Annotated in this window: 18 protein-coding genes and 1 riboswitch; of the genes, 9 read left to right on the forward strand and 9 right to left on the reverse strand. The window is 71.8% G+C overall.

The features are described 5' to 3' along the window. Nucleotides 1-15 precede the first annotated feature (15 nt). A riboswitch (SAM riboswitch) is annotated at nucleotides 16-135 on the reverse strand. 167 nt (nucleotides 136-302) lie between these two features. The 7 genes from EIM48_RS01375 (at nucleotide 303) to EIM48_RS01405 (ending at nucleotide 8,534) form a co-directional block, all read left to right on the forward strand. Further along, nucleotides 303-1,238 carry a M23 family metallopeptidase gene (locus tag EIM48_RS01375; protein WP_233581607.1) on the forward strand — a complete coding sequence of 312 codons (936 nt, stop codon included), beginning with the start codon at nucleotides 303-305 and terminating at the stop codon, nucleotides 1,236-1,238. A 99-nt stretch (nucleotides 1,239-1,337) separates the two neighbouring features. Next, a complete protein-coding gene (locus EIM48_RS01380) occupies nucleotides 1,338-1,730 on the forward strand; it encodes a GntR family transcriptional regulator (RefSeq protein WP_019399831.1) in 393 nt (130 codons plus the stop codon). Beyond that, nucleotides 1,727-2,629 carry an ABC transporter ATP-binding protein gene (locus EIM48_RS01385; RefSeq protein WP_125110930.1) on the forward strand — a complete coding sequence of 301 codons (903 nt, stop codon included), beginning with the start codon at nucleotides 1,727-1,729 and terminating at the stop codon, nucleotides 2,627-2,629. The genes EIM48_RS01380 and EIM48_RS01385 overlap by 4 nt, the downstream gene beginning before the upstream one ends. Next, nucleotides 2,626-4,014: a hypothetical protein gene (locus EIM48_RS01390; RefSeq protein WP_158675190.1), complete on the forward strand. Its 1,389-nt coding sequence runs from the start codon at nucleotides 2,626-2,628 to the stop codon at nucleotides 4,012-4,014. The genes EIM48_RS01385 and EIM48_RS01390 overlap by 4 nt, the downstream gene beginning before the upstream one ends. A gap of 103 nt (nucleotides 4,015-4,117) precedes the next feature. Further along, nucleotides 4,118-5,722, forward strand: coding sequence for a peptide chain release factor 3 (locus EIM48_RS01395; protein WP_125110932.1), 1,605 nt, complete (start codon nucleotides 4,118-4,120; stop codon nucleotides 5,720-5,722). A 96-nt stretch (nucleotides 5,723-5,818) separates the two neighbouring features. Next, on the forward strand, nucleotides 5,819-6,505 hold the full coding sequence (locus tag EIM48_RS01400; RefSeq protein ID WP_037035345.1) for a hemolysin III family protein: 687 nt from the start codon (nucleotides 5,819-5,821) through the stop codon (nucleotides 6,503-6,505). Nucleotides 6,506-6,563: 58 nt separating this feature from the next. Next, the gene (locus EIM48_RS01405) at nucleotides 6,564-8,534 is read left to right on the forward strand and encodes an AsmA family protein (protein WP_125076057.1); all 1,971 of its coding nucleotides are present in this window, start codon (nucleotides 6,564-6,566) and stop codon (nucleotides 8,532-8,534) included. 10 nt (nucleotides 8,535-8,544) lie between these two features. Here EIM48_RS01405 and EIM48_RS01410 read toward each other — a convergent pair whose 3' ends face one another. The 3 genes from EIM48_RS01410 to mtgA are packed head-to-tail and all read right to left on the reverse strand — an operon-like array spanning nucleotide 8,545 to nucleotide 10,722. Then, nucleotides 8,545-8,973 (reverse strand): CBS domain-containing protein, encoded by a 429-nt coding sequence (locus EIM48_RS01410; RefSeq protein WP_028915894.1) that lies wholly within the window; start codon nucleotides 8,971-8,973, stop codon nucleotides 8,545-8,547. Then, nucleotides 8,933-9,958: a glycosyltransferase family 2 protein gene (locus EIM48_RS01415; RefSeq protein WP_125110933.1), complete on the reverse strand. Its 1,026-nt coding sequence runs from the start codon at nucleotides 9,956-9,958 to the stop codon at nucleotides 8,933-8,935. Before EIM48_RS01415 ends, EIM48_RS01410 begins: the two co-directional genes overlap by 41 nt. A gap of 32 nt (nucleotides 9,959-9,990) precedes the next feature. After that, nucleotides 9,991-10,722, reverse strand: a complete 732-nt coding sequence (gene mtgA, locus EIM48_RS01420) for a monofunctional biosynthetic peptidoglycan transglycosylase (protein WP_026010770.1) — start codon at nucleotides 10,720-10,722, stop codon at nucleotides 9,991-9,993. 107 nt (nucleotides 10,723-10,829) lie between these two features. Between mtgA and EIM48_RS01425 the strand changes: the two genes are divergently transcribed. Together EIM48_RS01425 and EIM48_RS01430 are read left to right on the forward strand one after the other, a co-directional pair. Further along, a complete protein-coding gene (locus tag EIM48_RS01425) occupies nucleotides 10,830-11,753 on the forward strand; it encodes an Hsp33 family molecular chaperone HslO (RefSeq protein ID WP_125110934.1) in 924 nt (307 codons plus the stop codon). 137 nt (nucleotides 11,754-11,890) lie between these two features. Continuing rightward, on the forward strand, nucleotides 11,891-12,772 hold the full coding sequence (locus EIM48_RS01430) for a hypothetical protein (RefSeq protein ID WP_019399822.1): 882 nt from the start codon (nucleotides 11,891-11,893) through the stop codon (nucleotides 12,770-12,772). A gap of 259 nt (nucleotides 12,773-13,031) precedes the next feature. On the opposite strand, the gene EIM48_RS01435 is transcribed toward EIM48_RS01430, so the two are convergent. The 6 genes from EIM48_RS01435 to EIM48_RS01460 all read right to left on the reverse strand — a co-directional run bounded on the left by EIM48_RS01435 (nucleotide 13,032) and on the right by EIM48_RS01460 (nucleotide 19,506). Beyond that, nucleotides 13,032-14,264: an ABC transporter permease gene (locus EIM48_RS01435; RefSeq protein ID WP_125110935.1), complete on the reverse strand. Its 1,233-nt coding sequence runs from the start codon at nucleotides 14,262-14,264 to the stop codon at nucleotides 13,032-13,034. Continuing rightward, nucleotides 14,261-14,998 carry an ABC transporter ATP-binding protein gene (locus EIM48_RS01440; RefSeq protein WP_028915896.1) on the reverse strand — a complete coding sequence of 246 codons (738 nt, stop codon included), beginning with the start codon at nucleotides 14,996-14,998 and terminating at the stop codon, nucleotides 14,261-14,263. The genes EIM48_RS01435 and EIM48_RS01440 overlap by 4 nt, the downstream gene beginning before the upstream one ends. Next, complete coding sequence (locus EIM48_RS01445; protein WP_125110936.1) at nucleotides 14,995-16,512, reverse strand: efflux RND transporter periplasmic adaptor subunit; 1,518 nt, start codon at nucleotides 16,510-16,512, stop codon at nucleotides 14,995-14,997. The genes EIM48_RS01440 and EIM48_RS01445 overlap by 4 nt, the downstream gene beginning before the upstream one ends. A 75-nt stretch (nucleotides 16,513-16,587) precedes the next feature. Beyond that, nucleotides 16,588-17,898, reverse strand: coding sequence for a HAMP domain-containing sensor histidine kinase (locus EIM48_RS01450; RefSeq protein WP_125110937.1), 1,311 nt, complete (start codon nucleotides 17,896-17,898; stop codon nucleotides 16,588-16,590). Nucleotides 17,899-18,054: 156 nt separating this feature from the next. Then, nucleotides 18,055-18,771: a response regulator transcription factor gene (locus EIM48_RS01455; RefSeq protein ID WP_026010766.1), complete on the reverse strand. Its 717-nt coding sequence runs from the start codon at nucleotides 18,769-18,771 to the stop codon at nucleotides 18,055-18,057. A gap of 81 nt (nucleotides 18,772-18,852) precedes the next feature. Beyond that, nucleotides 18,853-19,506, reverse strand: a complete 654-nt coding sequence (locus tag EIM48_RS01460; protein ID WP_026010765.1) for an arylesterase — start codon at nucleotides 19,504-19,506, stop codon at nucleotides 18,853-18,855. Between the last annotated feature and the right edge of the window lie 47 nt (nucleotides 19,507-19,553).

Genomic DNA, 19,553 nt, shown 5'->3' on the forward strand with positions numbered 1-19,553 from the left:
CCTGGCGGCACGTTCGAACCATCTTCCGGTGGACGCGGAGGTCCCCGCAGGATTTGGCACCGTTGCGCAACGCTTGCGCGTCCGCTGGCTGCCCCGGCATCAAAGGGCCTGTCCCTCCGCCGGTCTCGATGGCGCGGCCAGATTGCCACCCCCTCCCGGGCGTGTCAATCGCTTCATCTTGATGCAGAGATGAAACTAATTGCACGTCGCGCCGGAAGCGTGCGGATAATCACGCCCATGCCCCCGGCCCGCCCCGCCCCGCTCCTCCCGCAGCTCGCCGGCCGGCACGCCGGAGGCGGCCGGTGAGGCGGCTACGCGCACGGCGCTGGCTGTTGCTGGTGCTGGCCGGCCTGGCCCTGGGCGCCAGCCCCGCCGGGGCTTCACGCTTCTGGCGCGGCGACCAGGGCGGCGCCGGACATTACCGCGAGGTTCCGCCTGCCGACGCCGCCGCCAACGAGGCCGGGCCGCGCTACCGCGGCGAGGACGGCCCGCCGGTGCAGCTGCGTCTGGTCGACCGCGGCAGCCACCACGAGGTGCGCGCCGGCAACCGCCTGCCCGGACCGGTGGAGGTGGTGTTGCGCCTGCGCGAGGGCGAGAACGTCACCAGCGCGCCGGCGATGCCCGTGCGCACGGTGGTGCCGGCGCATGCCGAAGCGGTGGTCGCCCGCCTCTATGCCAGCGACCCGCGCCACGGCGGCAGCTTCGACGTGGTACTGGAACAGATGCCGGGCGACCCGCGCGCACGCCCGCTGGACTACGAATACCGCCTGCCGTTCGAGCACCCGCGGGTGCGGGTGGACCAGGGTTTCGGCGGCAGCTTCAGCCATGCCGACGCGCAGAACCGCTACGCGGTGGATTTCGCCATGCCCGAGGGCACCCCGGTGCTGGCCGCGCGCGAGGGCGTGGTGATGCAGGTCGAATCGGACCATGCCGGCACCGGCCTGGACCGCGGGCGCTACGGCGGCCGCGCCAACTACGTGCGCATCCTGCATGCGGACGGGAGCATGGCCCTGTATGCCCACCTCAAGGCCGACGGGGTGCTGGTGCGGGTCGGGCAGCGGGTGCGCCAGGGCCAGCGCATCGCCCTGTCGGGCAATACCGGTTTCAGCACCGCCCCGCACCTGCACTTCGCGGTACAGGTCAACCGCGGCATGCGCCTGGAATCGGTGCCGTTCCGCATGTTCGCCGGCCCCTCGGAACTGCGTTTCGCCCGCGACGCCGATAGCGACGGCCACTGATCCGGCGCGGGCCCTGCCCGGCCCCACTGCATCCCCCATCGAGCCCACCGCGCGTTGCATGGCTTGACACGGGCCAAGTGTATTGTTGCATTGATACACATGGATGCCTCCTCGCTGCACATCAACCCGGGGCTGCCGGACCCGATCTACCGGCAGATCGCCGAGCAGATCCGGCGCCTCGCCAGCGCCGGCCACCTGCGCCCCGGCGATGCCCTGCCCTCCGTGCGCGAGGTCGCCGCGGTCCATGCCATCAACCCGATGACGGTCTCCCGCGCCTACAGCCAGCTCGAGGCCGAAGGCGTGCTGGAGCGCCTGCGCGGCAAGGGCATGGTCGTGGCCCACGGTGCCCGCCCCATCGGGAGCGTGGCCGCACGCATGCAGCAGCTCGAGCCCGCCCTGCGCGAGGCCGCCCGCCACAGCCGAGAACTGGAACTCCCCGTCGACCGTGTGCTCGCGCGGTTGCGCCAACTCCTGGAAGAGGACGACGCATGAATGCCCTGGCCGTGCCCGCACCCGTACTGGACACCGGAATGCCGCTCTCCGCGCGTGGCATCCACCTGGCCTATGGCCGCCACGAGGTACTGCGCGGGATCGAACTGGACGTACCGCAGGGCGAGGTGCTGGCCCTGGTCGGCCGCAACGGCGCCGGCAAGAGCAGCCTGATCGGCTGCCTGCTGGGCCTGCTGCGGCCGCGGGCCGGCGAGGCGCGGGTGATGGGCGCCCCGGCGCTGGCCCTGGACGAGGTGCGCAAGGCGCGCCTGGGCTACGTGCCGCAGCAGCCGCAGGCGTTCTCGTGGATGAAGGTCGGGCAGCTGTTCGACTACCTGTCGCAGCTGTATCCGGACTGGGATCCGGCGCACGCCGCGGGCCTGTTGCGCCGCTGGGACATCGACCCGTCGCGGCCGATCGGCAAGCTCTCGCCCGGCCAGGCGCAGCGCCTGGCGATGGCGCGTGCCCTGGCCCCGCGCCCCTGGCTGCTGGTGCTGGACGAGCCGGCCTCGGCGCTGGACCCGGTGGCGCGCCGCGAACTGCTGCGCGAGCTGGTGACCCAGGCCATGGACTCGGGCACCACGGTGCTGTTCTCCAGCCACATCGTCAGCGACCTGGAACGCGTCGCCTCGCGGGTGGCCTTCCTGCAGGAGGGCCGGCTGCTGCTCGACCGCGCCCTGGACGAGGTCAAGGACGAAGTCGTGCGCATCCACGTGCCGGCCGCCGCGGCCGCACGCGTGCCGGCCGCGCTCCCGGGCGAGCTGGTGCGCCGCCAGACCGCCGGCGGCGAGCTGCAGCTGGTCGTGGCCGGCCGCAAGGGCTGGCAGGACCTGCTGCTGGTGGAAGGCGTGCGCGTCGACCGCCTGGGCCTGGAGGACCTGTTCATCGAGGTGGCCGGATGAGCGCCGCGACCGTCCCCCTGCGCAGGCCCAGTCCTGTCCCCGGCCCGCTGCGCACCGCCCTGGTCACCGGCGGCTGGACCTGGGGCGTGGTCGCGCTGGCCATCGCGCTCGGCCTGGCGCTGTCGCTGCTGGGCAACAAGGGCAAGGCATTCGTGGTCTCGAGCATGCTGGCCGTGGCACTGACCATGTTCTGGGCCTTCCTGGCAGGCGGCCGCCTGGTCGCGATGGCCATCGCAGGCTGGCAGCTGCGCCTGCCGAACGCGGTCCGCCACGCGCTCGCTACCGGCATGGTCATGCTGGCGCTGGCGGTCGCGCTTCCGGCCGCCGTGCTGGCGCTGGCCCTGGATGGGAGCTTCGCCATGGCCGCTGCGATCCTGTCCATCGGCGCCGCCATCGGGCTGTTCTGGGCCAGCATGCCGCCGTGGACGATGCTGGCGATGATTGGCCTCAGCACGTTCATCGGCGCGATCCCGAAGAGCGCGTTCACTGCCATCGCCGGGATCGTCCAGGGGCCGGGACCGCTGGCCATGGTCGCCGCCGCGATCCTGCTGCTGTGCGTCCCGTGCTGGCTGCTGATACCGCGCAGGATCGGGGAGGGTTCGGCCTGGACGGTCCCGGTGGCGGTGCAGCTGGGTCGCGGCAACCCCTTCGCCTCCACCGCCAGCCAGAACACCGGCGTGCTGACCCCGGAAACCCCGATCGGGACCGGCCTGGCACAGGCACCCGACGAAGTCATGGGGATCGCCCTGGGCCCGGGCTTCGGCCGCAACTCGCTGCGTAACGTCGTTGTGTCGCAGGCGCCGGTCGTCGGCGTGATCCTGCTGTGGCTGTTCGCAGACGGCACCCTCACCACCACCAAGGTGCACATGGGCCTGGTCTGGGGGCCGGCGCTGGTCATCAGCAGCGGCATGGCGCCGCTGGCGCGCCTCCTCACCGTGTTCTGGCAGCCACGCCAGGGCCTGCACGAACTGGCGCTGCTGCCGGGCATGCCGGCACGGCCGGTGCCGGTGCTGGCCAGGCAGCTGGCGCTGCAGGTCCTGGTCCGGGCCGTACCCGCGCTCGCCATGGTGCTCGCCTTCGCCGTGTCCCGGGGCACCCCGGTGGAGCACTGCGTGCTGCTGGCCAGCGCCAGCCTGGGCAGCCTCTCGCTGCTGTGGGGCTGGACCCTCGTGGCCCTGCACACCCAGGCCGGACGCTGGTCGATCCTGGCGCTGTCGATCCTGCTGGCCCTCGCCAGCATGGCGCTGATGACTGCAGGGGACATCGCCGGACCCATGCCGCGGGTGACGGCGGCCTATGCAGTGGCACTGGTCGCCGGCGTGGCCCTGCAGTTCATCGGCATCCGCCGCATGCGCGCACTGCCGCATCCCTGGCTGGGCAACTGAACCTGCCCGTGCGGGCCTGGCGGCGACGCCCGGCCCGCGACGGCGGCGGCCCGTATAATTGCCGGCTTCCTGCCCGACCCAGCGCCTCCCGGCGCCATCCCCCATGTCCGATGTCCCAACCGAAGCCGCGCGCCGGCGCACTTTCGCGATCATTTCGCACCCCGACGCCGGCAAGACCACGCTGACCGAAAAGCTGCTGCTGTTCGGGGGCGCGATCCAGATGGCTGGCTCGGTCAAGGGCCGCAAGGCCGCCCGCCACGCCACCTCCGACTGGATGGCGCTGGAGAAGGAGCGCGGCATCTCGGTGACCTCCTCGGTGATGCAGTTCCCCTACGAGGGCCGCATCGTCAACCTGCTCGACACCCCCGGCCACGCCGACTTCGGCGAGGACACCTACCGCGTGCTCACCGCGGTGGACTCGGCGCTGATGGTGATCGACGTGGCCAAGGGCGTGGAGGAACGCACGATCAAGCTGATGGAGGTGTGCCGCCTGCGCGACACGCCGATCATGACCTTCGTCAACAAGCTCGACCGCGAGGGCAAGGACCCGATCGAGCTGCTCGACGAGATCGAGACCGTGCTGGGCATCAAGTGCGCGCCGGTGACCTGGCCGATCGGCATGGGCCAGCGCCTGAAGGGCGTGGTCCACCTCATCACCGGCGAGGTCCACCTGTACGAGCCGGGCCGCAACTTCACCCGCCAGGACTCGACCATCTTCCCGTCGCTGGACGCGCCGGGCCTGGAGGAGAAGATCGGCGCGGACATGCTCGCCAGCCTGCGCGAGGAACTGGAGCTGGTGCAGGGCGCGGCCGATCCGTTCGACAAGGACAAGTACCTGCGCGGCGAACAGACCCCGGTGTTCTTCGGCTCGGGCGTGAACAACTTCGGCGTGCAGCCGCTGCTGGACTTCTTCGTCGAGCACGCGCCGCCGCCGCAGCCGCGCGCCACCACCGGCCGCGAGGTCGCCCCGCAGGAGGAGAAGCTGACCGGCTTCGTGTTCAAGATCCAGGCCAACATGGACCCGCAGCACCGCGACCGCGTCGCGTTCATGCGCGTGTGCTCGGGCCGCTTCACCGCCGGCATGAAGGCCTTCCACGTGCGCAGCGGCAAGGAAGTGAAGCTGGCCAACGCCCTGACCTTCATGGCCTCCGACCGCGAGATCGCCGCCGAGGCCTGGCCGGGCGACGTGATCGGCATCCACAACCACGGCACCATCTCCATCGGCGACACCTTCACCGAGGGCGAGGCGCTGTCGTTCACCGGCATCCCCAACTTCGCCCCGGAGCTGTTCCGCCGCGCGCGGCTGAAGGACCCGCTCAAGCTCAAGCAGCTGCAGAAGGGCCTGGCCCAGCTGTCGGAGGAGGGCGCGACCCAGTTCTTCCGCCCGCTGATGAGCAACGACCTGATCCTCGGCGCGGTCGGCATGCTGCAGTTCGACGTGGTCGCCTACCGCCTCAAGGACGAGTACGGCGTGGACGCCAACTTCGAGCCTGTCGGCGTGGCCACCGCGCGCTGGATCCAGTGCGACGACGCGAAGAAGCTGGAGGAGTTCCGCGAGAAGAACGCCATGAACCTGGCGATCGACGCGGCCGGCGAGCTGGTCTACCTGGCCCCGACCCGGGTCAACCTGCAGCTGGCGCAGGAACGCGCGCCTTCGGTGCGCTTCCTGGCCACCCGCGAGCATGCGCACAGCGTGAGCGTGGACTGACCACGGCAACGGCGGCCGGCCTTCCCGGCCGCCGTTCGATGGCGCGCCTTACCGTACGGGTGCAAAACGCGCTGCGTTTGCTATAACGTGCGCGCCATGCCGGTCGCCCCTTCGCCTGCGCCAGACTCCAACCAGGACGCGACGTCGCTGCGCGACGAGATCGCCAATGCGCTGACCCACGGGCTCGGCGCCGCCGCGGCCCTGGCCGCCGGCGCGGTGCTGATCACGCTGGCGGCAATCTACGGCGACGGCTGGCAGCTGGCCAGCGCGATCGTGTTCGGGTTGGCGCTGCTGCTGCTGTACACCGCCTCCACCCTCTACCACGCGATCCAGCACCCGGTGGCCAAGGGCCGGCTGAAGGTGTTCGACCACTGCGCGATCTACCTGCTGATTGCCGGCACCTACACGCCCTTCACCCTGATCGGGCTGCGCGGCCCGTGGGGCTGGAGCCTGTTCGCCGCGATCTGGACCCTGGCCGTGGCCGGGGTGGTGTTCAAGCTGTTCTTCACCGGCCGCTTCAAGCGCCTGTCCACCGCGATCTACATCGCCATGGGCTGGCTGGTGGTCGTGGCGGCCAAGCCGATGCTGTCCTCGCTCGACGGCTGGACCCTGGGCTGGCTGCTGGGCGGCGGCGTCGCCTACACCCTGGGCACGGTCTTCTACCACCGCGAGTCGATCCCCTACTCGCATGCGATCTGGCACCTGTTCGTGATCGCCGGCAGCGTCTGCCACTTCGTCGCCGTCAGCGCCCAGGTGCTGTCGCCGCGCCTGCACGCGCTCTGAGGTCCCGCGCGGCCCCCGCGTTCGCGTGCCGTGCACGGCGCGCGCCGATACTGGGCGCATGGAACGCGCGCCTCCCCCACCGTCGCGCTTCGCCCGCCTGCGCCGCTGGCGGCCCTCGCGCACGGCCGGCTACGTGCTGGGCGCGCTGGCACTGGCATTGCTGGTGCTGGTGCTGCTGTTCGACTGGAACTGGTTCAAGCGCCCGCTCGAGCGCGCGGTGGGCGCGGCGACCGGACGCGAGTTCCGCATCGGCGGCGACCTGGACGTGGACCTGGGCCGCACCATCACCGTTTCCGCCGACCGGCTGAGCCTGTCCAACGCGGCCTGGTCCAAGCAGCCGCGCATGGCCGCGGCCGAACGGGTGGAAGTCGACATCGCGCCCTGGCCGCTGCTGGCGCTGCGCCTGCGGATGAAGGAGATCCGGGCGGTGCGCCCGGACATCCTGCTGGAAACGGATCCGGACGGCGAAGGCGGCAACTGGGAGCTCGGCGACGGCGACGACGAACCCGATCCGGATCCGCGCTGGCGGCTGGAGCGGCTGTGGATCGAGGACGGCCGCCTGCGCTTTGCCGACGCGGCCGCGCGCACGGACATCGACATCACCCTGGACAGCGTCGAAGGCGGCGACCGCGGCCAGGCGCCGGTCGCGGTCGCCGGCAAGGGCCACTGGCGCGGCGCCGCGTTCCGGCTGCAGGGCCAGGCCGCCTCGCCGCTGGAACTGGCCGACAGCGACACCCCCTACCGGATCGATCTGGACGCCCGCGCCGGCCGCACCCGGGCCAGTGCCAGCGGCACGCTCACCAACCCGTTCCGCTTCCGTACGTTCGACCTGCGCATGAAGCTCTCCGGCGCCGACCTGGAGGAACTGTACCCGCTGCTGGGCCTGGCCCTGCCGCCCTCGCCGCCGTACGCACTGGACGGTCGCCTGCGCCGCGACGGCGAGCTGTGGCGCTACGAGGGCTTCAAGGGCACGGTAGGCGACAGCGACCTGTCCGGCGACGTGCGGATCGACGCCTCCGGCGAGCGCCCGCTGTTCACCGCGCAGCTGCTCTCGCGCAAGCTTGATTTCGACGACCTGGCCGGCTTCCTCGGCGCGCCGCCGTCCGCGGGCGGCGACGAGACCGCCAACCCCGAGCAGGCGGCCGAAGCCGCACGCCGCGCCGCCAGCCCGCGCCTGTTCCCCGACAAGCCCTACGACCTGGCCAAGCTCAACGCCATGGACGCGGACGTGCGCTGGCGCGCGCAGGCAATCCACGCCCCCAGCCTGCCGATGATCGAGGACATGGACGCGCACCTGGTGCTGCAGGGCGGCCTGTTGCGGCTGCAGCCGCTGGATTTCGGCGTGGCCGGCGGCAAGGTGCGCGCGGACATCCGCATGGACGCGCGCAAGGCACCGATCCGCACCCGCCTCCAGGCCAGCCTGCGCGGGCTGGAACTGCCGAAGCTGTTCGCCAATGCCGAACTGGCGCAAGGCACGGCCGGGCGCATCGGCGGCGAGGTGCGGCTGGCCGGCGCCGGCAACTCGGTGGCTGCGCTGCTGGCGCAAGCGGACGGCGACGTCGCCGTGGGCATGGGCCGCGGCCGGGTCAGCAACCTGGTGATGGAACTGGCCGGGCTGGACATCGCCGAATCGCTTAAGTTCCTGCTCACCGACGACCGCCAGGTGCCGATCCGCTGCGCCTTCGCCGACTTCGCCGTGGACGACGGGCTGATGACCTCGCGCGCACTGGCGTTCGACAGCACCGACACGATCATCGTCGGCGAGGGCACGATCAGCCTGAAGGACGAAAGCCTGGACCTGCTGCTGCGCCCGCGCCCCAAGGACCGCAGCATCCTCAGCCTGCGCTCGCCGCTGCGGCTGGGCGGCACGCTCAAGGATCCCTCCTTCCGCCCGGACATGAAGGCGCTGGGCGTGCGCGGCGCGATCGCCCTGGCGCTGGGCAGCATCACCCCGCCGGCCGCGCTGCTGGCGACCTTCGAGACCGGCCCGGGCGAGGACAGCGACTGCGGCGGCAAGTACGCGCGCTGAAGCCGCGCGCTCAGCCTGCGATGTAGCGCTGCAGCTGCTCCAGTTCGACCTGCTGGTCGGCGATCACCGCCTTGACCAGGTCGCCGATCGAGATCACCCCGGTCACCCGGCCCTGCTCGACCACCGGCAGATGGCGGATGCGGCGCTCGGTAACCAGCTGCATGCAGGCTGGCACCGGGGTGTCGGGCCTGACCGTGACCACGTCGCCGGTCATGATCGCGCTGACCGGGGTATCGGCCGAGGAACGGCCCTGCAGCACGATCTTGCGCGCGTAGTCGCGCTCGGAAAGGATCCCGGCCAGCTCGTCGCCACGCATCACCAGCACCGCGCCGATCGACTTCTCCGCCATCAGCCGCACCGCCTCGATCACCGGCGCGTCGGGGGTTACGGCGAATACCTCAGCCGGCTTCTCCGCCAGCAGTTGACGTACCGTGCGCATGGGCGCCTCCGTCCGCGGACTGTGGGGCCGAGGATACTCCCGCCGGCGCGTGCCAGGCGTCGACCAGGTACAGCGGCCGTTGCTTGGCCTCCTCGTACAGCCGGCCCAGGTACTCGCCGATGGTGCCCAGCGCGATCAGCTGCACGCCGCCGAGGAACAGGATCACCACCATCATCGTCGGCCAGCCGGCCACCCGGTCGCCCCACACCAGGGTCTTGAACACCACCACGATCCCGGCGAAGAACGCCACCAGCGCGGTGAGCAGGCCCAGGTAGGTGGCGATCCGCAGCGGCGCGGTGGAGAAGCTGGTGATGCCTTCCAGGGCGAAGTTCCACAGCCGCCACAGCCCGAACTTGCTGCGCCCGGCCACGCGCGCGCCGCGCCGGTACGGCAGGGCCACGCGGCGATAGCCGACCCAGCCGAACAGCCCCTTCATGAAGCGGTGGCGTTCGCGCAGCTGGCGCAGCGCGGCCAGCACGCGCGGCGACAGCAGGCGATAGTCGCCGGTGTCGGCCGGCACCGGGGTGTGCGACAGGCGCCCGATCACGCGGTAGAACGCGGCGGCGGTGCCGCGCCGCAGCCAGCTGTCGCCCTCGCGCGCGACCCGGGTGCCGTAGACGTCGTCGTAGCCCTCGCGCCAGCGCGCGACGAACTCGGGGATCAGCTCCGGCGGATCCTGGCCGTCGGCGTCGAGGATCATGGCCGCGCCCTCGGTGACCTGGTCCAGCCCGGCGGTCAGCGCGATCTCCTTGCCGAAGTTGCGCGACAGCCGCAGCAGCGCCACCTCCGGGTCGGCGGCGGCGATCTCCTGCAGCCGCTGCCAGGTGGCGTCGCGGCTGCCGTCGTCCACGTACAGGATGCGGCTGGCCACGCCCTCCAGCCCGTCCAGGGCACGGCGGATGCGCGGGTGCAGCAACGGCAGCGAGTCGGCTTCGTTGAAGCACGCCACCACCACGGTCAACAGGTCATGCTGCTGGTTGTCCATCCTGCCCATCGTACAGGCCCGCGCGGCGTGGCTCAGTCCAGCCGTTCCAGGTAGGCGGGGCCGCCGAGCTGGCGCACCTGGCGCTGGATCCACGCCGCGCGCCGCTGCACGTAGGGGCCGGGGCGCACGGCGTTGTAGCGGCGCGGCGAGGGCAGCACCGCGGCCAGGCGCGCGCACTCGCCTGGCGACAGGCGCGAGGCGTCCTTGCGCCAGTAGCTGCGCGCGGCGGCCTGGGCGCCGTAGATGCCATCGCCGAACTCGGCGATGTTGACGTAGACCTCCAGGATCCGGCGCTTGGGCCACAGCGCCTCGATCAGCACCGTGTACCAGGCCTCCAGGCCCTTGCGCACCCAGCTGCGGCCCTGCCACAGGAACAGGTTCTTGGCCACCTGCTGGCTGATGGTGCTGGCGCCGCGCACCCGGCGGCCGCGCGCGTTGTTCTCCATCGCCTTCTCGATCGCGTCCAGGTCGAAGCCCCGGTGGCGGGCGAAGTTCTGGTCCTCGGCCGCGATCACCGACATCGGCAGCGCCGGGGCGATGTGCTCCAGGTCGCGCCAGTCGTAGGCCACCCGGAAGTCCCGTTCGCCCGCGCGCCAGGCCTCGGCCTGGCGGGCCAGCATGAAGGCCGAGGCCGGCGGGTCGATGAAGCGCAGCAGCGCCACCTGGGCCGTGGTCGCGGCCACGAACAGCACCGGCAGCCACAGCAGCACGCGCAGCCAGCGACGGCGCCTGCGGCGGGGCGGATTGGAGGCGGGCTCGGCGATGGCGGCGGTTCCGGTGACGCGGTGGATGCGCGGCGCGATGGTAGCGGCTCCGGCGTGAGCGTCCAGCACCGCTTGGAAACCGCGGCCGCCGGCCGCATTGTGTGGCGATGGATACCAACAGCCCCTCCCCCGTCCCCGCCGCCGGCGACCTGCGCGGCCGCTTCCTCCTGCCCGCCGCCGGCGTTCGCGGCGTCTACGTGCGCCTGGCCGGCAGCTGGCGCGAACTGCTGTCCCATGCCGCCTACCCGTCCGGCGCCACCGCGCTGCTGGGCGAGGCGGTGGCCGCCGCGGCGCTGTTCACCAGCCATGTGAAGGTCGACGGCCGGCTGTCGGTGCAGCTGCGCGCCAGCGGCCCGCTGCGCTCGCTGTTCGCCGAGTGCACCGCCGCCGGCACCGTGCGCGGCATCGCCCGCCTGGAGGACGGGGCCGACGCCCCGCGCGCGCCCTCGCAGCTGGGCGAGGACACGCTGCTGGCAGTCACCGTGGAGAACCCCGGGCTGGACCCGCGCGAACCGCTGCGCTACCAGAGCCTGGTGGCCCTGGGCGGCGCCGAGTCCCTGGCCGAGGCCTTCGAGGACTACTTCCGCCAGTCCGAGCAGCTGCCCACCCGCCTGCTGCTGGCCGCCGACGGCGAGCACGCCGCCGGCCTGATGCTGCAGAAGCTGCCCGGCGAGGAAGGCGACGCCGACGCCTGGAACCGCGTCGGCGCCCTGTTCGAGACCCTGGGCGAGGCCGAGCTGCTGGCGACCCCGCCGCGGCTGCTGGTGCACCGCCTGTTCCACGAGGAAGACCCCCAGCTGCTGGAGGAGCACGCGGTCGCCTTCGGCTGCTCCTGCTCGGTGGAGCGGGTGGAGGGCATGCTGCGCAGCCTGGGCGAGGAGGAGTTCCGGGCGGCCGCCGCGGCCACCGGCCAGGTCGACGTCCGCTGCGAATTCTGCGGCCGCGAGTACCACTTCCCCCTGGACCGGATTGGGGTATTGTTTGGGTCGCCGGCGCAGCCCAACGCACCGGCGCCGGAGCGCCTGCAGTAAGCGCATGGCGCCGCTCCACCGACGAGCTGGCTGTCCACGGGGAGGATCGGCGCTTGTTAATCATTCGTAAAGCCCATACGATGCAGGCTCTGACCGCACGGGAACTCCCGTGCCGTCCGCTGGTCTGAAAGGAAGCCATGTCCCTGCGCCGTCCGCCCCTGCTGGCCCTTGCCCTGTCCGCGCTGATCGCGGCGGCGGGCGCGCATGGCCAGGTGCGGGCGGGTTCCGAGCAGGCCGTGCTGCCGGTGTGGAACAAGGGCAGCGGCAAGGTCGAGGCCCTGCTGCTGCTGGAGCCGGCGCGTGGCAACCGCCCCGGTTCGCCGGGTTCGACCTGGCGCTTCGGCAGCGAGTCGCTGGACGCGGCCTTCGGCCTCGGCGCCGGCGACTCGCTGGGCCTGCTGTGCAGCAATACCAGCGGCACCAGCGTGAACAGCCTGGCCAGCAGCTGCCTGCTGGCGTCCCTGGGCAACGACCACGAGGCCAGTGGCCGCCGCCTGTCGGCCAGCGCCAGCGTCGGCCGCCAGGGCAACCGCCTCGGCGTGGCCGCCGGGACCGTGCGCGATGCCTCCCTGCCGGGCTGGCTGTCGGCCGAAGCCTCCGGCACCCCGCTGGCCGGTGCCGGCAAGCTCGAGCAGAACGACCTGCAGGTGTTCGGCCAGAAGGACATCGGCAGCGAGGCCTACGTCTCCATCGCCGGCACTTATGCGCGCGCGCGTCTGGTACCGGTAACCGAAGCGCCGGGCCTGGCCCATCGCTGGGACAGCAAGTCGCTGAGCGTGGGCGGCGGCTACGGCCCGTTCAGCGCCAACATCATCGGCCGCGTGGTCGAGGTCAACGGCCAGCCGGGCAACAAGTGGGAAGGCCTGGGCCTGGGCCTGACCTGGCGCACGCCATGGAGCGGCCAGCTCACCGTCGGCGCCGAGAACGTGGTCACCCGCGGCAAGAACCCGTTCGCCCCGTCCAACCTCGACGCCGAGGAAGGCACCGTCCCCTACGTGCGCTACGAGCAGGGCCTGTGACCTGCTGAGCGGGCAGTTGGCGCCACGGCGGCGCGGCGCGCAGGCTCCCGGCGCACGCAACCATCGATCCATTCCTTCCCTGTCCGGATGACCGGCACGTCCGCGTGCGCGATCGGCTGCGGACCTGCCGCACGCACGTCCGGGGTGCCCGGCGCGCATCCGCATGCCGATGCGTGCCCCTGCCCCGGCGTCCGCCGGTCGCCTCACGGAAGAAGCCGGCCATCGCGCTGCGATGGCCGGCTGTGGACTGCGTTCCGGGTTACTGCCGCAGCGCCTCGATCGGGTCCAGCTGCGAGGCCTTGCGTGCCGGGTAGTAGCCGAAGAACAGCCCGGTGGCCACCGAGAACGCCGCGGCCAGGGTGATCACCTTGCCGTTGAGCTGGATCGGCAGGTCGGTGTTGAAGTGCCCGACCAGCAACGCGCCGGCGATGCCGAACAGGATGCCCAGCAGGCCGCCGCCCAGCGACAGCAGCATGGCCTCGGCCAGGAACTGCCGGCGCACGTCCGAAGGACCGGCGCCCACCGCCAGGCGCAGGCCGATTTCCTTGATCCGCTCGGTCACCGACACCAGCATGATGTTCATGATGCCGATGCCGCCGACGACCAGCGAGATCGTCGCCACCGCGCCAAGCAGCCAGGACATCTGCCGGGTGGTCTCGTTGCGGGTGGCCACCAGCTGCGACACGTTGCGCACCTGGAAGTCGTCGGCCGCGCCCGGGTCGATGCGGTGGCGCTGGCGCAGCAGCGACTCCACCTCGCCCTGCACGTAGGCCAGGTCGTCGGCATGGGCCACGGTCAGCGAGATGTCCATCACCGCGCCTGGCGGCAGGCCCATGGCGCCCATCAGGCGGCGGCGCGCGGTCTCCAGCGGCACCATCACCACGTCGTCCTGGTCGCGGCCGAAGCCGCTCATGCCCTTGGGCCTGAGGGTGCCGACCACGGTGAAGTTGGTGCGGCCGATGCGCACCGTCTCGCCGATGCCGGTGCCGGCGCCGAACAGCTCGCGGCGCACGGTCTCGCCCAGCAGCACCACCTTGTCGCCGTTGAAGTGCTGCGGCTCGAACGCGCTGCCGCTGGCGATCTGCCAGCCGTTGATCTGCAGGAAGTCCGGCTGGATGCCCTGCCAGCTCGTGGACCAGTTGTTCTCGGCGTAGACGATCTGGCTGCTGCCGCGCAGCGAGGCGGCCACCAGCTCCACCTCGGGGATCTCCTCGCGGATCGCCTCGGCGTCGCCCTCGGTGAGGGTGAAGAAGCTGCTGGCGCTCATGCGCACGCCGCCCATGGCGCGCTGCACCTGCGGGCCGATGTCCAGCTTCTGCGCGCCCAGGCCGGCGAGCTGGCGCTCGATCTCCGCCTGCGTGCCCTGCCCGACCGACACCATCACGATCACCGCGGCGATGCCGATGATCACGCCCAGCGAGGTCAGCGCGCTGCGCATCCAGTTGCCGCGCAGCGCGAAGACCGCGGTGCGCAGGATGTCCATGAAGGTCATGGGCCCACCTCCTCGTGCGTGGCCTCGTGCAGCTGGCCGTCGCGCATCACGCAGATGCGGTCGGCATGGCGGGCGACGTGCGCGTCGTGGGTGATCAGGACCACGGTGTGGCCTTCGTCGCGCAGGCGCTTGAACAGGGCCAGGATTTCCTCGCCGGTGCGGCTGTCCAGCGCGCCGGTGGGCTCGTCGGCCAGCAGCAGCGGCGGGTTGTTGATCAGCGCGCGGGCGATCGCCACGCGCTGCTGCTGGCCGCCGGACAGCTCGTTGGGACGATGGTCCACGCGCGTACCCAGGCCCACCGCCTCGAGCGCCGCGCGCGCCCGCTCGTGGCGTTCGGCCACAGGCACGCGGGCATAGCCCAGCGGCATGGCCACGTTCTCCAGCGCGGTCATGCGCGGCAGCAGGTGGAAGCCCTGGAACACGAAGCCGATCTTCTCCCGGCGCAGGGTCGCCAGTTCCTCCGCGTCCAGGGTGGACACGTCCACCCCGTCGCACAGGTACTGGCCGCCGCTGGGCGTGTCCAGGCAGCCGATCAGGTTCATCAGCGTGGACTTGCCCGAGCCCGACGGTCCCATGATCGCCAGGAACTCGCCGGGCATCACCACCAGGTCCACGTCGCGCAGGGCCGCGACCTCGGCTTCGGTGCCGGGCGAGTACACCTTGCGCAGGCCCCGGGTCTGGATCACCGGCGTGGCCGCCGGGGCGGCGGCCGCGCTCGCGCTCACGGCGTTCATCGCGCCGCCGCCCGTTCGCCGGTGACCAGCAGGTCGCCTTCCGTGACGTTGCCTGAGATCTCGGTGCTGCTGCCGTCGCTGGCGCCCAGGCGCACCATCACCGGCACCGGCTTGCCGCCCTCCAGGCGGTACACGGTGGCGCGGCGCGCGCCGGCGAGGTTGGCCAGTTCGCGTTCCACGGCCTCGCGCTGGGCGGGCTGCAGGGTGGCGAAGAAGCCGGCGAAATCCTGCTGGAAGCGCTCGAGCATGCGCTGGCGCATCTGTCCGCCGGCGCTGGGCTGCTGGGCGCGGGCGCCGCCCATCATCATCATCGGCGGGCCGCCGGCGCCCGGGCGCTGCTGCGACGTGGCCTGGCGCGAGGCCTCCATCGCCTTGCGCATTTCCTCCTGGCGCTGGCGCGCGGCGGCCAGGTCGGCCTCGAACGCGCTCTTCTGCGCCGGGGCCAGGTCCATGCCGGCCACGAACGCTGCCAGGTCCTCGAGCATGCCGGCGCCGCGCGGGCCGCGTCCCGGGGCCGCGGCGGGCTGGTCGGCCGGCTTGTAGCGCAGCGCGGCGTTGGACACCTTGAGCACGTCGTCGCGGCGGCTGACTTCGATCTCGGCGTTGACGGTCAGGCCCGGCAGCAGGGTGCCGTCGCTGTTGTCCACGCTCACCACCACCGGGTAGGTCACCACGTTGTTGTTGGTGGTCGCCGCCAGGCGCACCTGCTGCACCTCGCCACGGAACTGGCGGTCGGGGAAGGCGTCGACGGTGAAGCTCACGCGCTGGCCGGGCTTGACCTGGCCGATGTCGGCCTCGTCCACCGACAGCTCGATCTTCATCTTCGACAGGTCCTCGGCGATGGTGAACAGCTCCGGGGCCTGCAGGCTGGCGGCCACGGTCTGGCCGGGCTCGATGCTGCGGGTCAGGACCACGCCATTGACCGGCGAGCGGATCACGGTGCGCTCCAGGTTGACCCGGGTGGTCTCGGTGGAGGCGGCCTGCTGCCGGATCTGGGCCTGGGCCGAGGCGACCTGGGCCCGGGCCTGGTCCAGCGCCGCCTTGGCCAGGTCCACGTCGCTGCGCGCGATCAGCTGGCGCTCGACCAGGGCGGCCTTGCGCTGGTAGTCGGCCTCGGCGTTGGCCAGGGCGGCCTGGGCCTGGCGCAGGCTGGCCTGGGCGCTGGCGATCTGGGCATTGCCCTGGGCGATCTGCGCCTCGTAGGTCTTGGGGTCGATCCGGGCCAGCACCTGGCCCTCGGTCACCCGGTCGTTGTAGTCGACCAGCACCTCCAGCACCTGGCCGGAAATCTGGCTGCCCACGGTCACGGTCGATGTGGCGCTGAGGGTGCCGGTTGAGGAGATGGCCACGCGGATGTTGCCGCGCTCCACCGGCGCGGTGCGCCACGCCGCTTCGGCGTCGCGGCTCGCGCCCCCCCAGTACCAGGCAGCGCCTCCGAGGAGGACCAGGACGAGCACGCCGCCGGCCAACGGCAGCCAGCGGGGACGGGAATTCGGACGCGAGGTTCGGCTCATGGGCGCATGGATGGGAGGACTACCCCGGTTAACGCACGACCCGGGGATCGGTTGACGCCCGCCGGTGGGAAACGTTCAGCCCTGCAGGTACGGGTCGGTGCCCGGTGGCGGCTGGCTGCTGAAGCGGACCCGGGCAGTGGTGCCGCTGTCCAGGGTGCTCTCCAGCTCGATGGTCCAGCCGAAGCGCTCGCACAGCCGGCGCACGATCGACAGGCCCAGGCCGGTGCCGACCGGGTACTCGGGGCGGGCGCGGTAGAACGGCTCGAACGCCCGCGCCAGGGCCTCGGCCGACATGCCGATGCCGGTGTCGCGCACCTGTACCAGGCCCTCGTGTACGGTGACTTCGACCAGGCCGCGGTCGGTATAGCTGCAGGCGTTGCGCAGCAGGTTGCCGAGCACCACGTGCAGCACCCGCGGCGGGGCGTAGATGCGCGGCGCGCCCTCGCAGGCCACCTGCAACTCCACCGGCTTGTCGCCCAGCAGCATGCGCGCCTTGAGCGCCTCCTCGTAGACCACCTCGCACACGTCGAACCACTCGCTCTGCGGGACCACGTCCGGCTCGCGGGCCAGGATCAGGAAGGCATCGACCACCGCCTCCATGTCGCGCCCGGCGCGCTGGATCCGGCGCAGGCTGCGCGCCAGGCGCGGCTCCAGGGTCTCGTCGGCCAGGGCCATGTCGCTGGCCACCCGGATCACGGTCAGCGGGGTGCGCAGCTCATGGCTGGCGTCGCGGGTGAAGTTGCGCTCGCGGGTCAGCTGCGCCTCGACCCGCTCGCCCAGCGCGTGCAGCGCCCCGGCCAGCTGCCGCGCCTCGCCCCGCATGTCTGCCGGCAGCCGGTCCGGCGCCAGCGCGGCGATGTCCGGCCGCCGCGGATCCCAGCGCGAGACCTGGCGCGCCAGCCAGGCCACCGGCGAGACCAGGCGCTTGGACGATTTGTAGGTAAGCCAGGTCGCGCCGTAGATCGCGAACAGCGCCAGCATCGCCGGCAGCACCGCGAACCACCAGGCCAGGCGGTTGGCCTGCTCGCGCAGGAAGGCGACGTACAACGTGCCCTGCGGCTTGCGCTCGACCCAGACCATCTGGCCTTCGGACTTGAGCTCGTGGAAGCCCGGGGCGAGCCCGCGCAGGTAGGCCGGCAACGCTTCGGCCGAGCCACCCGGCTCGACCAGGTAGGCGCGCAGCGAGAAGGTATTGGGCGGCGGCTGTGCGGCCGCGGATTCGCGCAGTTCCCAGTAGTGGCGGGCCTCCTCCTGCAGCGAACTGCGGATGAAGCTGTACTTGAACAGCGTGCCGACCACGAAGAAGGCGATCACGATCGCCAGGCTCGCCATCACCACCTGCAGGATGAAGGCGATACGGATCTTGCGGGAAAGGCCGTGGGGCATGGGGGCATTCAACACGGGACGGCGCGAGTGTAGGCCCGCGCGCATCGCCGTTCCGTGAGTGGGTGGACCGGGACCCGCGCCCCCGTGGCCAAGGCGGCCGGACAGCCGGCCGCCGTCTTGCGTTCCATTCCCCCTGTTTCCCCTTCGGCTACCTGGTCACGCGGTGACCGGCTGCGCGATGTCCGCCACCCGGTACCCGGCGCTCTGCACGGTATGCAGCAGCGGGCGGTCGAACGGCTTGTCGATCACCTTGCGCAGGTTATACAGGTGGCTGCGCAGAGTGTCCGAATCGGGCAGGCTGTTGCCCCAGATCTCGCGCTCGATCTCCTGGCGGCTGACGACCCTGGGCGACTCGCGCATCAGGATGGTCAGCAGCTTCAGGCCGATTGGCGACAGCTGCAGCTCCACGCCGCCGCGGGTCACGCGCATGCTGACCGGATCCAGCACCAGGTCGGCCACGGTCAGCACCTCCGAGCCCACCTGGCGGCGCTCGCGCCGGATCAGCGCGCGCAGGCGCGCCTCCAGCTCCTGGATCGCGAACGGCTTGGTGAGGTAGTCGTCGGCGCCGTGGCCGAGGCCGGTGAGCTTGTCGTCCAGGGTGTCGCGCGCGGTCAGCATCAGCACCGGCGTCGACTTGCGCGCATCGCTGCGCAGCCGGCGGCAGACCTCGATGCCGTCCAGGCGCGGCAGCATCAGGTCAAGCACCACCGCGTCGTAGCTGTTCTCGGCCGCCAGCCGGTAGCCGTCCAGTCCGTCGGCGGCGTAGTCGACTTCGAAGCCACGGCTTTCCAGGTATTCCCCGATCATCTCGGAGATGTTGCGGTTGTCCTCGACGACCAGCACCAGCCCTGAGGTTTCTTTGCCCTGACGCATGTTTCGGACGCTCCGTATCGGATTTTCAGCTTTGTGAAACATGCCGCAGCCCCGGTGGATGGGGCGTGAAGGCGGCGACCGCTACAGCAACGGCCGCAGCGCCGGCCAGACATTGTCCAGCAGCCGCGGCTGGGCCGCGGCGGTGGGGTGCAGGCCGTCAGCCTGCATCAGCCCTTCTTCCAGGGCCACGCCCTCCAGGAAGAACGGGACCAGGGCCACGCCCTGGCGCTGGGCCAGGCCCTCGTAGGTGCGGCGCAGGCGCTCGCGGTAGGCCGGGCCGTAGTTGGGCGGGACGTCGATGCCCAGCAGCAGCACCCGGGCGCCGGCGGCGGTGCCAAGCTCGACCATGCGCCGCAGGTTGGCCTCCAGCTGGGCCGGGGCCAGGCCGCGCAGGGCGTCGTTGCCGCCCAGCTCGATCACCAGCACCGAAGGACGGTGTTTTTCCAGCAGCGCAGGCAGGCGGGTCAGGGCGCCGGCGCTGGTCTCGCCACTGATGCTGGCGTTGACCACCGGCCGTGCCAGGGACGGCTCGGCCTGCAGCTTCCGCTCCAGCAGGCTGACCCAGCCGGTGCCTCTGGGTATGTTGTGCTCTGCGCTGAGGCTGTCACCGACCACCAGCACCGGGCCCCTGGCCCGGGCCTGAGGCGCGGCCAGCAGCGGACCTGGCAGCAGCAGCGCCGCCAGCAGGACCGCCAGCGCGCGGCCCATGGCCGTCCCCCACCTGAACTTGCGCATCCGGAGCCTCCCATCGATACCCAGACCCTGACCAGCATAGCCAGCGC

Origin of the sequence: Pseudoxanthomonas sp. SGNA-20 (assembly GCF_003931635.1) — a bacterium.
Lineage (GTDB): Bacteria > Pseudomonadota > Gammaproteobacteria > Xanthomonadales > Xanthomonadaceae > Pseudoxanthomonas.